18 protein-coding genes and 1 pseudogene are annotated in these 14,360 nt (G+C 24.7%); 9 read left to right on the top strand and 10 right to left on the bottom strand.

Going from position 1 to position 14,360, the window contains the following annotated elements; translation table 11 throughout:
- Window positions 1-59: 59 nt before the first annotated feature.
- Complete coding sequence (locus Q0Y03_RS06515; protein ID WP_297713042.1) at window positions 60-1,049, top strand: hypothetical protein; 990 nt, start codon at window positions 60-62, stop codon at window positions 1,047-1,049.
- Between the two features lie 66 nt (window positions 1,050-1,115).
- Here Q0Y03_RS06515 and Q0Y03_RS06510 read toward each other — a convergent pair whose 3' ends face one another.
- A complete protein-coding gene (locus Q0Y03_RS06510; RefSeq protein WP_297713041.1) occupies window positions 1,116-1,901 on the bottom strand; it encodes a Cof-type HAD-IIB family hydrolase in 786 nt (261 codons plus the stop codon).
- Window positions 1,902-2,190: 289 nt separating this feature from the next.
- Between Q0Y03_RS06510 and Q0Y03_RS06505 the strand changes: the two are divergent.
- The 4 genes and pseudogenes from Q0Y03_RS06505 to Q0Y03_RS06490 all read left to right on the top strand — a co-directional run.
- A pseudogene (locus Q0Y03_RS06505) lies at window positions 2,191-2,391 on the top strand (PadR family transcriptional regulator); the annotation flags it as partial.
- Window positions 2,392-2,570: 179 nt separating this feature from the next.
- Entirely contained in the window at window positions 2,571-2,852 is a 282-nt protein-coding gene (locus Q0Y03_RS06500) for an FtsW/RodA/SpoVE family cell cycle protein (RefSeq protein WP_297713040.1), read from the top strand.
- A gap of 45 nt (window positions 2,853-2,897) precedes the next feature.
- On the top strand, window positions 2,898-3,887 hold the full coding sequence (locus tag Q0Y03_RS06495; protein WP_297713039.1) for a VanZ family protein: 990 nt from the start codon (window positions 2,898-2,900) through the stop codon (window positions 3,885-3,887).
- 222 nt (window positions 3,888-4,109) lie between these two features.
- Window positions 4,110-4,529 (top strand): GH36 C-terminal domain-containing protein, encoded by a 420-nt coding sequence (locus tag Q0Y03_RS06490; RefSeq protein ID WP_297713038.1) that lies wholly within the window; start codon window positions 4,110-4,112, stop codon window positions 4,527-4,529.
- A 75-nt stretch (window positions 4,530-4,604) separates the two neighbouring features.
- On the opposite strand, the gene Q0Y03_RS06485 is transcribed toward Q0Y03_RS06490, so the two are convergent.
- Both Q0Y03_RS06485 and Q0Y03_RS06480 read right to left on the bottom strand, forming a co-directional pair.
- Window positions 4,605-5,057, bottom strand: coding sequence for a DMT family transporter (locus Q0Y03_RS06485; protein ID WP_297713037.1), 453 nt, complete (start codon window positions 5,055-5,057; stop codon window positions 4,605-4,607).
- 16 nt (window positions 5,058-5,073) lie between these two features.
- Window positions 5,074-5,496 (bottom strand): DMT family transporter, encoded by a 423-nt coding sequence (locus tag Q0Y03_RS06480; RefSeq protein ID WP_297713036.1) that lies wholly within the window; start codon window positions 5,494-5,496, stop codon window positions 5,074-5,076.
- Between the two features lie 161 nt (window positions 5,497-5,657).
- Between Q0Y03_RS06480 and Q0Y03_RS06475 the strand changes: the two genes are divergently transcribed.
- A complete protein-coding gene (locus tag Q0Y03_RS06475) occupies window positions 5,658-6,350 on the top strand; it encodes a cyclic nucleotide-binding domain-containing protein (RefSeq protein WP_297713035.1) in 693 nt (230 codons plus the stop codon).
- Between the two features lie 75 nt (window positions 6,351-6,425).
- Complete coding sequence (locus tag Q0Y03_RS06470; RefSeq protein WP_297713034.1) at window positions 6,426-6,635, top strand: cold shock domain-containing protein; 210 nt, start codon at window positions 6,426-6,428, stop codon at window positions 6,633-6,635.
- 57 nt (window positions 6,636-6,692) lie between these two features.
- On the opposite strand, the gene Q0Y03_RS06465 is transcribed toward Q0Y03_RS06470, so the two are convergent.
- Complete coding sequence (locus Q0Y03_RS06465) at window positions 6,693-7,382, bottom strand: DUF4956 domain-containing protein (protein ID WP_297713033.1); 690 nt, start codon at window positions 7,380-7,382, stop codon at window positions 6,693-6,695.
- Complete coding sequence (locus Q0Y03_RS06460) at window positions 7,376-8,128, bottom strand: polyphosphate polymerase domain-containing protein (protein WP_297713032.1); 753 nt, start codon at window positions 8,126-8,128, stop codon at window positions 7,376-7,378. Before Q0Y03_RS06460 ends, Q0Y03_RS06465 begins: the two co-directional genes overlap by 7 nt.
- Before the next feature lie 281 nt (window positions 8,129-8,409).
- Between Q0Y03_RS06460 and Q0Y03_RS06455 the strand changes: the two genes are divergently transcribed.
- Entirely contained in the window at window positions 8,410-10,275 is a 1,866-nt protein-coding gene (locus Q0Y03_RS06455) for a carbohydrate-binding domain-containing protein (protein WP_297713031.1), read from the top strand.
- A gap of 105 nt (window positions 10,276-10,380) precedes the next feature.
- Here the strand turns inward: Q0Y03_RS06455 and Q0Y03_RS06450 are convergent, their stop codons facing one another.
- Window positions 10,381-10,767, bottom strand: coding sequence for a zinc ribbon domain-containing protein (locus tag Q0Y03_RS06450; protein ID WP_297713030.1), 387 nt, complete (start codon window positions 10,765-10,767; stop codon window positions 10,381-10,383).
- A 190-nt stretch (window positions 10,768-10,957) separates the two neighbouring features.
- Here Q0Y03_RS06450 and Q0Y03_RS06445 point away from each other — a divergent pair, with 190 nt between their 5' ends.
- A complete protein-coding gene (locus tag Q0Y03_RS06445) occupies window positions 10,958-11,794 on the top strand; it encodes a patatin family protein (protein WP_297713029.1) in 837 nt (278 codons plus the stop codon).
- Window positions 11,795-11,854: 60 nt separating this feature from the next.
- On the opposite strand, the gene Q0Y03_RS06440 is transcribed toward Q0Y03_RS06445, so the two are convergent.
- The 4 genes from Q0Y03_RS06440 to Q0Y03_RS06425 all read right to left on the bottom strand — a co-directional run bounded on the left by Q0Y03_RS06440 (window position 11,855) and on the right by Q0Y03_RS06425 (window position 14,330).
- Complete coding sequence (locus tag Q0Y03_RS06440; protein ID WP_297713028.1) at window positions 11,855-13,123, bottom strand: ATP-binding protein; 1,269 nt, start codon at window positions 13,121-13,123, stop codon at window positions 11,855-11,857.
- Window positions 13,124-13,137: 14 nt separating this feature from the next.
- A complete protein-coding gene (locus Q0Y03_RS06435) occupies window positions 13,138-13,266 on the bottom strand; it encodes a hypothetical protein (RefSeq protein ID WP_297713027.1) in 129 nt (42 codons plus the stop codon).
- Window positions 13,256-13,840, bottom strand: a complete 585-nt coding sequence (locus tag Q0Y03_RS06430; RefSeq protein WP_297713026.1) for an accessory gene regulator B family protein — start codon at window positions 13,838-13,840, stop codon at window positions 13,256-13,258. Before Q0Y03_RS06430 ends, Q0Y03_RS06435 begins: the two co-directional genes overlap by 11 nt.
- Window positions 13,841-14,084: 244 nt before the next feature.
- Window positions 14,085-14,330 (bottom strand): hypothetical protein, encoded by a 246-nt coding sequence (locus Q0Y03_RS06425; protein ID WP_297713025.1) that lies wholly within the window; start codon window positions 14,328-14,330, stop codon window positions 14,085-14,087.
- Window positions 14,331-14,360: the final 30 nt, after the last annotated feature.

Genomic DNA, 14,360 nt, shown 5'->3' with positions numbered 1-14,360 from the left:
ATCAACTCCTTCTTGGCAATAATTGAGATAAGAAATTATTACAAGAAGGAGTTTTTTATATGTCAAATATGTCGAAAGAATTATTAAGAGAATATATTAAGGAGCAAAACTTTACTAATCCAAATGAAATTTTAAACGCCCCATTTATATTTATTATTTTTGTTTTATCACTAATATCATTTTTATATTTATTTAATTACAAAAATTACTCTTTATTATCTAAAAATATTATTTCTAAAAATGACCTTAATACATTAAATACAGTTTCTTCTGAATCAATATTTATGGATGTTAAACTTAACGAAAAAAACTTATCCAAACTTGATTTAAAAAATGATAAACATAAAGAAAAACATGGGCTTCATTATTTAAATGCTAAATTTATTGAAAGGCATAAAAAAATAATAATTAATCCTATTAAACGTAGAGTCATCATTATAGCTATTTTATCTATAGTAGCCTCAATATTTGCAATAACAACACCAGAATCTCATAAACCTTTATCTTCTACTATTTTAAGATCAACTGGATTTCTTGTTTTTATTTTATATTGTAGCTCAATTGGCGAAAAAATAACTAAAGCATTTTTCTTTAATTGTGATAATAGTTTACTTAGATATAATTTTTATAGAGAATCAAACATTATATTATCTAATTTTAAATCTAGATTAAAAATAACCATTATATTAAATTTAATTCCTGCAATATGCATAGGTCTTGGGCTATCATTAGTATTAATTCTTGCAGATGGTGATATTATAAGATTTATTCCTATATTCATTAGTATAATAACTTTATCTTGCTTTTTCTCTATACACTATTTATTTTTATATTATATTACTCAGCCATATACATCTCAATTAACTATTAAGAGTCCTGTTTATAAAATAGCTTCATTTATATTTTATATAGCTACATATACTTGTCTTCAAGTAGATACACAATCTATATGGTTTACTCTTGCTGTAATATTAGTAACTATTATTTATGCTATAATAGCATTAATTCTTGCTTATAAACTTGCTCCAAAAAACTTTAAGCTTAAATAATATAAAAAGCAATTTATTATCTAAAAAAGGAGTAGCTAACTAGTCCTTTTTATACCTTCTAAATATTTACTTATTTAATATTGTCTTTATAGCATGTACAACCCCACTATCATCATTACTCTTTGCTCTAAACCTTGCTACTTTTTTCAAGTCATCATGAGCATTTTCCATAGCATAACTATGATAAGCACTACTCATCATCTCTAAATCATTTAAATAATCACCAAATACCATAGTTTCTTCATGTTTTATATTTAATAGATATTGAATTTCCTCTATGGCAACACCTTTATTTATACCTTTTGCAGTTATATCAAGCCAAATTTCACCTGATACTGCAACTTGAGCCTTATCTCTATAATCATCAAAATATTTATTACTATTATTTTCTGATCCTGAAAAATCACAAATTGTAACCTTTAAGATATCATCTTCAATTTTAGTTAAATCTGATACTATTTCATATCTTGCATAATATTTTTGTGTTTGTTCAATTAATCTTTTATCAGAACCTTCTATATATGCAGCTTTCTTTCCACAAAGTATTACATATGCATTTTCTATATTTCTACCTACTTTAATCAATTCTCTTGCAAGATTTATATCTAAAGAATTAACTATAAGTTCTTTTCCCTTATATACAACAAAAGTTCCATTTTCAGCTATAAACATCATTTTTTCTTCAATACCTTTAAATCTTTCTAAAAGATTATAGTATTGTCTTCCACTTGCAGCTGCAAATATTATTCCTTTTTCCTGAAGCTCATTAAATACTTCATAAAATCCTTCTTGTATTTGATTATTGGAATTTAATAATGTTCCATCCATATCTGTTGCTATTAATTTTATCATATCTCTACTCCTCACATTACTAAAATCTAATATTTCATTTATACTTTATTTCATAAACATAAATAAATATCTTCTCTACTATATATTCTATTACCATTTAATTATCATTTATTATCATTTATTCCTACTTATATCTTATACCTTATATTATAACTTTTCAATCCCCTATAATTTATTAATTTATTTTTCAGTAAAATATTATACACCTTAATTTACTTTTCTATAATATGGTAATATAATTATACCTAGATATCCGATGTATAGATATACAATGTATGATGGTGAATTCATGAAAATTAACAAAGAGCTATTAAAAGGTAGTACAACAGTGCTAATACTGAATATTCTTAACCGAAAAGATATGTATGGTTATGAAATGATTAAAGAAATAGATTTACTTTCTAAAGGTATATTCTCCTTTAAAGAAGGTACACTCTACCCACTACTTCATAACTTAGAAAATGCAAATTATATTAAATCTTATTGGGATTACTCTTCAATCGGTAGAAAGATAATACTGGATGGATTTATAATCAGTTAAATACATTAAGAAATTCTGTAGGATTATTAGGCACTGGTTCTACTATTAATAGTTCATTTCTTCCAGATGCCAATATGGAGTTTGTACTAACTTCAATAATTTATTGCTTTGGATAGATTATTGGCATAATGGTTATTACTTTAGTCTTATCATTTATTGTAAGAATTGCATTTATTTCTAGGAATACTAAAAACACTTATGGAAAACTTTTAGTAAGTGGACTTTGTTCATTATTTGCAATTCAATTTATATTAAATATTTTATTTAACTTTTCACTTTCTCCTATTTTAGGTATAAACATGCCTTTTATAAGCTATGGTGGAAATCAATTGATTATAAATGTACTTTCTATTTCTATAATCAATAATGTTTATAAATTTAGAAATGTATCTTCTACTTTGTCTAATTAATACTAGACAAAGTAGAATTTAAAATTAAAAAAGGGAGATAAAACTATGATAGGAATTTCTTTTATATTGGCAGCTATTTTATTTACAATAATCTGGATAATATTTAGAGTTAGATATTATATAAAAAATAAACCTATAAATAAACTGAGAGAAGTATTTATAAATTTATTTTTCATTTATTTCTTAATATTAGTTAACTTAACAATATTTAAATATGGATATTTAACTTTAGATTTTGATATTAGATTCTATATTAATTACATTCCATTTGTAGAAACAGTAAAAATGTTTACCAATGAATTTTCAGATATACATATAGCACTTTATAACGTTGTAGGTAACATATTATTATTTATACCATTAGGATTTTGTATACCCTTATTTTTCAATACAAAAAATAAGTTAAGTAAAGTTATATTATATGGATTTACAGCATCCTTAACTATAGAAGTACTTCAAATTTTTACACCATTTAATACTACTGATATAGATGATATTATATTTAATACATTGGGTAGTATTATAGGCTTTATAATATTTAATATTTTTTATAGAATATTTAAAAATACTAAAATTGAAGAATTTATTAAAAATATAAGTAGTTCTTTTGATGGTAATTTAACATTAATAGTTGCTAAACCTGTAGGAACAATGGTTTTAATTTTTACACTTTTCTCTTTTGGATTATTATATAATGAGACAATCTCAGCTAATCTATCCAATGAAGATTTAGCAACGGAAGTCTTTGGAATTAATAACTCTGATTATTATAAAATAACTAGAGATTTTGAAAATTATAAATTTTTTCTTTCTGATGATAGCACCTTTATAGAATTAAAAAATATTAAACGAATTTTTAATAATAGATGGTATTATGGAAAATTCACTTCTAACTTCCAATTGAAAGATGGTGATTATTCTGTTATGACATTTTATGATTTTTTTAATGGTGAAGAAAGTTGTGACTTAGAAATTAAGTTTTACGATAAAAATGGAAATGAATGTCCATCTATGAAATTTGCTTTAAATAATTAAAGTATTAAAAAATAAAAATGATCAATAGATAATTCTTCAAACTATCTATTGATCATTTTTTCTTATAAAGAATAAACATTTATTATGAAAACTATACATATTTCATTAAAACTCTTGATTATATTCCTAAAATGGTCTATTATATAAGTAAACGTTAACACAACTGTTAAACACCTAATTAAAATATCGGTTTAAATAAAACACATTAGGGGGCATTTTACTATGGCAATAAGCATTATAGAAAATAATAATTTATTAAATATGATATATATTAATACTAATGAACGGTTATCAAATAATAAATTTTTAAAAAAAACTTCAGAAAACGTTACTGAAAATAATTTATTAAATAATATAAATTATTTTACAATAAGCAATTTAAATAAAAATAATACTCTAAAATGTTTTGAAATAGTATCTAAAGATAAATCTGAAGTTTTACTTAAATTTGAAGGATTATCATCAGAAAATATAAACAATTCCAAAAGACTAAGATTAAAAAATCTAAATGAAGATTCAGTTTATGTAAATCTTGAAACCAATGAAGTGTTTTCAGGAGGAGCATTAATGTATTATGGAATAACTATAAAAAGACTATTTAAAAATTATTCAGATAATACAGTTCATTTAAAAGTTATATAAAACATAAAGTTATTAAAAAAATCACATGAATTAATATCCATGTGATTTTTCACTTTGCTTTTTAATATAAATTTTTTATTCTATTACTGCCTTATTTTCCTTTTCATCTACTTTAGAATTATAAAAAATACCTAATATAACTATTACTGCTCCTAAAAGTTTTTGCCAAGAAAAATCCCCTATTACAATTGTATCTATAATAATTGCACATAACATTTGTCCTGAAAACATTAATAATGTACTATATACTACTGGAATCTTAGGAATTACAATATTAGATGTATATACTACTATAACACCAATCATTCCACCTAAGAAAATATATAGTGGCATTCTACTCATATCTATAATTGATGGTGCTGATGCATTACCTATTCCAATTAAAATAAATACTCCTCCTATAAGTCCACCTATATAATGAATTATTGTACTTTGAATCAAACCTATTTTCTTTCCAAGTGTTGAGCTCACTATCATTGATAAACTAGTTAATACTCCTCCCAATATAGCTAATAAAATCATTAACATTCTATAATTCCTCCTTTTAAGCCATTGTCATAATAACTAGTCCACCAAAAACTATAAGAAGCCCTACAATTTTCTTAGGATTAAATTCATATTTAGTTAAACCAAATAATCCAAAATGATCTACTAAAGATGAAAATACTAATTGTCCAAATACAGCTAATGCTGTTGTTAATGCAACACCTATGCTACCTATCGTAATTACATTAACTAAAGTAAGCATAACCCCAAAAATTCCACCTAAAAACAAATAAAATGGTATAGCTTCCTTTATTACTATCTTTTCTTTCTTAATTACTGCAACTATAAGTATTGCAATAAGTCCTATTGTATGGATAAGAACTACAGAATATGTACTACCAACATATCCTTCTAATCCACTATTAAAAGATACCATAATAGAAATAAGTGCCCCTATTAATAACGCTAAAATATTATACATTTTAATTCCTCCGTTTAAATTTCTAGAACCATATTATCAAATATATACAAAAACAAAATAGGACATTTGTCCTATTCTAATTTTAATAGTATACTCTTTTTATATAATATTTCTAATTAATATACATTAATTAACTTTATCTATATTTAAAGGGAGTACTTATGAAAAAACTAAATAATAAAGATCTTCTTATCAATTATATTAATAAATATTCTTTAAATTCTTACTTAAATAAAAACTTATTAAACTCGTTAGAAATACATACATTTAATAAAAATGAATATCTTTGTTCTTTAAACGAAAAGTTATTTTATATGTATTTTTTAGTTCATGGAAAGTATAAAGTAACAACCTTACTTTCAACTGGCAAGTCATTATTGCTTTGCTTTAATACTCCTCTATCAGTAATGGGAGATATTGAATTTATAGAAAATCCATATGCAGATTGTAATGTTCAGGCTTTAGAAAATTGTATTTGTTTAGCCTTACCATTAAATAATATAAAAGAATATGGTTACGATGATTCTGTATTTTTAAGATTTATAATATCATCTCTTCAAAAAAAACTTAGAAGAAATTCAAGCTATATGAGTATTAATATACTTTCACCAATTGAAAATCGCTTTGCAAGCTATTTACTTTCATCATTACCATCAAATAAATCAAAAGAAATATTTGTTGATATTGATGGTATTAATAATTTATCTGAACTTTTAGGTTCTAGCTATCGTCACTTAAATAGAGTTATTAAAAATCTTTCTGATTTAAAAATTATAGAAAAAAATAAAAATACAATTAAAATTTTGAGCTTGGAAAAACTAACATTACTCGCTCAAGATATTTATAAAAATTAAATTCTATAGTATAAACTTTAATCTTTTTCACAAACTAGTATAGATTAATCAATTATTTACTTAAGGAGAAATTTTATGTCAAGTTATACAGGTACAGTTAAATGGTTTAATGAAGAAAAAGGATATGGATTTATTTCAACTAATGATGGAAATGATATATTTGTTCATCATTCACAATTAAAAGAAAATGGTCCTGATAATTGTCTACATGAAGGAGAAAATGTATCATTTTCTATTGCTGATGGACAAAAAGGCCCTATGGCTATAAATGTACATAAACTTTAAAAAAAGTGGTAGGTGAATTTTTATTCTCTACCACTTTTACTTTAATTAACAAGCTTATTATACATATACCTTATCTTCTAAACCTGCTGAAGTTAATGAAATATTTAAATTTCCATTCTTACATCTTAATTCATCAATTAATTTCTTTTGAATTACATTTTCATTTAAATGTAATCTATAAGAAAGCTCAAATAATGCACCAAAGTCTTTAGTCTTAACACTTTCCATTGTCCATGTAGATGAATATCTTTCTAAAATATCATCAAATAATCCTTCATAATTTAAGTCTTCTGGAATTAATATCTTTAGTTTCATACTTTTAGTTTTAGGCATCGCAAATTTAAGCTTATCTAAAATAATCATAACTGCACATAATATTACTGTAACTATAAATCCATATCCTACATAACCCATACCACAAGATAAACCAACTGCTAAAGTAAAAAATACATAAGCAATATCTTTAGGGTCTCCAGGTGCACTTCTAAATCTAATAATTGAAAAAGCTCCTGCTAAACTAAATGCTCTTGCAACATTGTTTCCTACTAAAAGAATTATTATTGAAATTATTACTGGTAACATTATTAATGTTAATGTAAATCCAGGTGCATAACCCTCTTTCTTATGAGTATACATATAAGCTAAACTAATAACAAATCCTAATACTATTGATGCTCCTATTACAATTAATGCATTTGATAAAGTAAATGATTCTCCACTTGTCGACGCTATTATAGTTTCTAACATATCTTTTCTCTCCTTATTTCACTAACATTATTTTTTCTTGAACAATATCTCATATACTCATTTCCATACTTAGAAAACTTAGTACTATATATTTCTAATTCTGATAATATACTCACTAACCATAATGGTATTGCCCCTAAAATTTTAACTTCCATTAAATATTGTTCTGTTTCTAAAAGATCTTCTCCAAAACTTCCAGATTCTAAAAATAGATAATCTCTTCTTGTAGTTATTTTAGAATCAAAAGTCAATCTAAAATTTTTATCACTTTTACAGAAAAAGGCCTTTCTACTATAGCTTATATAAACTTTAGGGGTAATTTTATTATTATCTAAATAATACTCAATTTCATTTAATACTTGATTGCTCATATAATCCCCTTTTTTGGGCCTTATCCTAAAATCTAAAAACTTATAGGCCTCTCCTAAAGTTAACACTACCCTTCTTTTATTAACAACTCCATTTATTTTCTTTTTAAGCTCTATGAATACCTTATCATCAAGTGATTTCGGAACCTTGTAACTTCTTAATCTAAGTTTCTCCTTGTAATAGGGCTTAGATATTGAATGCCTAATTACTTGATTATCATCTGTATCATAATAAATATTATAGATACTATAATTTTTTCCATCTTTACAATATTCATCTGTGTTCATATATTCACTTAATCTTTTTATTAATTCATCATACTGAGTTTGATTTAACAAATACTTTTTTTCATATCTCTTAAATGATTTTATTGCCATTTATATAACCTCCTTACCTGTTCTGTCGTATTGTTCAATTTAATTATAAAATCCTAACCTTAAAAAAATCTTAAATTTCTAAAATTAAGTAAATAAATTACCAAGTAGGTAACTTCCACTAACTAAATCATAGATTTAGAGTGTCAGTTAAAATTTCGAGCCTCACTTAAGATTAATTTAAGGTTTAGTTGTTAATATATTTCTAGAACTTATTTACGAAATAGAATTTTCATTTTATGTGCATACAGAAAATATTTTTAGAAAAATATTAGGAGGAAATTATGAAGAAAAAACTTATTTTAGCTTTAACAATTATTTCTTTATGTATAAATTCAATAGCTTGTTCAAAGACAACTACAAATGCTACTACTAATACAGTTGTTGAGTCTACTGAAAATACAGAAATTGAAGCTACTGAAACCTTAGACAAAGATTTAGGTGATATTACTGCTTCTATTTCATTAGGTGATACAATATCAGTTGATGGTAGTGGAGTTACAGTAGATAATAATATTGTAACTATTAGTAATGGAGGTACATATTCAATAAGTGGAACATCTGCTAATAGTCAAATAATTGTTGATAGTGCCTCTGAAGAAAATGTTTATTTAGTACTTAATAACGTAGATCTAACATGTACAAATAGTGCTCCTATTTATGTTAAAAGTGCAAAAAATACAATAATAGTTCTACCTGATAATAGTGAAAATACTATAACTGATGGTACAACTTATACCTTTGAAGATTCTTCTACTGATGAACCAAGTGCTGCAATCTTTAGCAAAGATGATTTAACTATTAAAGGTAATGGCTCTTTAACAGTAAGTGCAAACTATAATGATGGTATAGTAAGTAAAGATGATTTAAAAATAACAGGAGGAAATATATCTGTTACTTCTGTTGATGATGGCCTTATTGGAAAAGATTCTATAACTATCAAAGGAGGTACTATTAAGGTTACTGCTTCTGGTGATGGTTTAAAAGCTACAAATACTGAAGATACTACAAAAGGATATGTTTTAATTGAAGGTGGAACTTTAAATATAATTTCTACAAACGATGGAATTCAAGCTGAAACAAATGTTAATATAACTGAAGGTACTATTAACATTACATCTGGTGGTGGTAGTGTTAATAGCAGTAGTAAAAATGATAATATGCAAAATCCATGGGGACAATGGGGTAAAAGTAGTAATACTACTAGTTCTTCAAGTGATACTAGCAGTGCAAAAGCAATTAAAGCAGTAAGTAATATAATAATTGATGGTGGTACTATTACTATAGATTCATCTGATGATTCACTTCATTCAAACGATAACTTAACAATTAATGGAGGAACTTTTGAAATTTCCTCTGGTGATGATGGAATCCATTCAGATACTAATCTTGAGATAAATGGTGGAGATATAAATATATCTAAATCATATGAAGGAATTGAAAGTACAAATATAACAATAAATGACGGTACTATTCACCTTATTGCAAGTGATGATGGTTTAAATGCAGCTGGTGGAAATGATGCTTCATCTACTAGTGGAAGACCAGGAGAAAATAACTTTAGTTCATCTACTGGAAGCATTAATATTAATGATGGATATCTTTATGTAGATGCTTCTGGTGACGGTATTGATGCAAATGGTTCTATTGAAATGAGTGATGGAACTGTAATTGTAAATGGGCCTGAAAATAATGGTAATGGTGCTTTAGACTATGATTCAACTTGTAATATAAATGGTGGTTTATTTATTGCTGCTGGTAGTTCAGGTATGGCTCAATCACTAAGTACTACTTCAAAACAAAATTCTGTTAACGTATTTTTATCTTCTCAATCAGCAAATACATTAATTAGTATAAAAAATGAAAGTGGCAAAGATATAGTTACTTTTGCTCCATCAAAAACATATCAATCAGTAATAATATCATCACCTAACTTACAAACTAATACAACATATACTGTTTACTCTGGTGGAACTTCAACTGGTAATGAAACAGATGGATTATATACTGATGGAAGTGCTAGTGGTGGAAGTGAAGTTAGTAGCTTTACAACTTCAAGTACTATAACTACAGTAGGTTCTGGTAATGGCAACATTGGTGCTCCTGGTAATATGAAAGGCTCTAGTGGTGGCAAGGGACCAAGAAATTAAAAATTTATAGTTATTTCATAAAAAGAATTGTGTTTACCTTTAACACAATTCTTTTATACAAAAAATGCCTTTATCTATTTGATAAAGACACCTTTGTTTAATATACTATTTAATCTTTTCTCCACAATATGGACAATACTCAAAATTATTTTCAACTTCTCTATTACATCTAGAACATCTTTTTACTGCATAATAACTTCCATAGTTGTTATTCACTTCTTTCAAATCCCAATATGTAATTTCTACATCTCCCCCTCTTTCAATTTCTTTTCCTTTGTCTTTAGAGATACTAAAAGAGGAATTACATCCATTACAAATCACATAATACTCCTCATTCCATTTAAATAATGGTATAAAGAAAAAATGAAAAAAAGTATAAGATTTAATTAACCTTGCTACATTTGAAATGTTACAATTTTTACAAGAGAAGCTAGTTAAATTTTTAATCTCTTTTATTTTATTATCTATTCCAAATATACCTATAAAAAACAATAATTACACCCTCTTAAATTATATAATACTAATATGAATCAACCATAATATTTTTACCTATATTATAATCTATTTTCATTTTATATTAAATACAAAATGTTAAGTTTGTAAATTCTATTCCAATAATTTGTAATAAAATTTATTTTGTTTTATAATAACTAAATAATAACTTTTAGAAAGGAGTCACTTTATGCCAAGTTTAATTTTAGAAGGTGGAACTTTTAGACCAATTTTTAGTGCAGGAGTAATGGATGCATTACTTGATAATAATATTATTTTCCCTTATTGCATAGGTGTTTCTGCAGGAATAACTAATGGAATCTCATATATTTCTAAACAAAAAGGACGTAATCTTGAGGTTTTAGCTAAATATAGAAATGATAAAAGATATTTAGGATATGGAAATTTTCTTAAATGCAAAAGTCTATTCGGATTAGACTTTGTTTTTGATGAAATACCTAATAAATTAGTGCCATTTGATATGGATACTTATAAAAAATATACAGGTAAAATTTTAATTGGAGTTACTAATGCTAAAACTGGTAAAACAGAATATTTAGATGGAAAAGACCTTGATGATAAAGCTACATTCCTTAGGGCAACTTGTGCTCTTCCAATCTTTTTTCCAGTTATAAAAATTAATGATAATGAGTATTATGATGGTGGACTTTGTGACCCTATTCCAATAAAAAAAGCAATTACTGACGGAAATGAAAAGCACTTAATAATTCTTACTCAACCAAAAGGATATAAAAAAGATTTAAGTAAAAAGAATATTATTGTATCTAAATTATTAAATCATAAATATCCTAATTTAAAAAATTCCTTTTTAACTCGCCATGAGCATTATAATGAAACAGTAAAATTCTGTGAAGATTTAGAAAAGCAAGGTAAAGCTATTATATTAAGACCAGAATATCAATTAGAAAGCTTCGAGAAAGATGTTAATAAACTTAAATCTAATTATGAACATGGATATGAATTAGCAACTAAACATTTAACTGAAATAAACTCTCTATTTAATTAAATTATAAGGCATAACTTGAACTATTTCTAATTCAAATTATGCCTTAATTTTTAACTTAATTTAACTAACTAAACCTGTATTATATGGAAATTTCATAAGAAACTCTGTAAACTTTTCACTACTAGATACCGAGATATTTCCATCATACTTTTCTACAATTTCTTTAACTATAGCTAGTCCAAATCCATGATTTTCACCTTCATCTTTTTTAGTTGAGAAACCTGGTTCAAATATTTTATTTATAATATTTTCTTCTATTTTAGGACCATTGTTTTGTATCTTAATTACAAATTTATTAAATTCGTAATAAGTTCTTATAGTAATAACTCCTCTGTTCTTCATTGCAGTAACAGAATTTCTTAATATATTAGAAATAACTCTTTGTAACTCTATTTCAGATAATTCTACTTTTTCTAAATCCACTTGTTCATCAACTATTATATTTACTCCTCTATGGTCTATCCCATTTATAATCATAGATATTGTTGAAGCATTAGGAGTAATCATAACTTCAGATTCAATGTTATTATGTCCATTAATTATATCTTTTAATAAATCACCCAGCCTATCATATTTTCCCATTAGATGCATTCCATATAAATATGATATTTGAGCTCCATAATCATGCTTTACTTTTTTTAGTTCTCCAACTTTCTCTTCTAATGCATTATTTAATCTTATAATTTCTTTAGATTTTTTTTCTATATTGGCAAAATAGACTGTTAATACTACCATAAATATTCCCAATAAGATAAATATTATCTCTTTAAATAAAGGATTATCTAAATCATGTATTATTAAATTAAAAGAATTAATAAAATCAATAATTATAGTAACTAATATTAATGATATTATAGAGAAATTTTTTGACCTAATAGTCCTATATATTTTATATATTGCTTCCCTCTTTAAAAATACAAAAAATGACATTATATATTGTGGTAAGTATATACATAAAACTATAGCTTGATTAATATATTCACTGTTAATATTTTTCACAATATAACCATAAAGAATATTAGAGCATACTATTAAATTTATATTTATAAATAAATATATTATACTAAATCCAATAGTAGCTCCTAAAGAATCTTTTCTAAAAATTATTGCTCCGTAAAGCAACAATACTCCATGTGAAATAATTATTCCCAAACTAGAATTGCCTAGTATCTTTGTTAATACTTGTCCGATTATATATAGTAAAAATATATAACTATAAACTTCAAGTTTACCCTTCTTATATTTATATTCCGTACAATAATTTATAATATAAATTATCATTATACATTGTAATAATGTATTTATTGAATCTGAAAGATTTATTATCATTTGTATTTACCAACTTATCTTATTTCTTTCATTGATTCAGGCATTTCTTCAACACCAACTGCTGCAAAAGATGCAGTTCCTACATTAACAAATAATGCAGTTAACATTAAAATAAATGATCCAATGTGTTTTTTAAATTTCATTTTTACTAATCTCCTTACTTTTTTTATATTTATTAAACAAAAGCATTGATTGGACAATAGCTGTCCATACTATTGTTTGTGAAAGCCATTTAATATTAAACATGATAATTGATAAAATTAAAAATATTAATGTATTTATAATGCCTATAACTCGATTTCTTTTAATTAGTTCTTCTCTTGTTAGAGGCATCTTTTTATTTATTATTGGAATTTGATTATATATACAAAAAATACTTAATATATTTAATACAATGCAACTATAAATACTCAAATAACTACCTTTTGACAAAATAATTATAAATGATACAACTATTAAAGTTGCTATAAAACATGCAACTTGGCTATCTTCATGATATCCCCCTGTAAAAGGTTTAGTACTTACCATAAATAACAACACTAAAGCACATTCTTTAAAATATCCTAATAAATAAAATATTAATAAAATTAATATAAATTTAATAAACTCATATACTAATACCCTTGATACATACTTCATTTGTTCTATTTGATTATCATTATAATTATTATATTTTCCTAAATCGTCTATTAATAAATTTACAAATTTATCTACCATAACAATATCTTTCTACCAAAATTTCACTTTATAAGAATAATTATATCACATATTGATCACTTTTTTAACTTTTTTTTTTTACTTTTTCAAATAATGTATAAACTTTATCTTTTTTGAATAGTATTTATTTTACTGAATACTTGAAAAAAATTTTATTATAAATTCTATTATCATGGATTTTGTTTTTTCCAATAAAGAGCTGTGTATTAATTGTTTAGTACTCCAGCCCCTTTTTAAAGTTACCCTACAAAATCTTTCTTATTTTATCCATTTCATATTCCTTTACCATTTTTTGATTATCCTCATTATAAATTATTACACTAACCTTTCCTTCTTTATATTTTAAATATCTAGCTTTATTTTTACTTCCGATTATATTAACAGACTTTCCTCGCTTTAATTCTTTTATATTATTCGAACTACAATACTCACATTCTTTACCGGAAATAAATACTCTTTGGCAGTCAAGACAATAATTTAATCTATGCATATTAATCCTCCTATAAATTTAATTTAATAA

Origin of the sequence: Clostridium sp. (assembly GCF_026168755.1) — a bacterium.
In the GTDB taxonomy this organism is placed as follows: Bacteria; Bacillota; Clostridia; order Clostridiales; family Clostridiaceae; genus Clostridium.
Note: the sequence above shows the minus strand (reverse complement) of the source record. Positions and strands in the feature narration are given on the sequence as shown.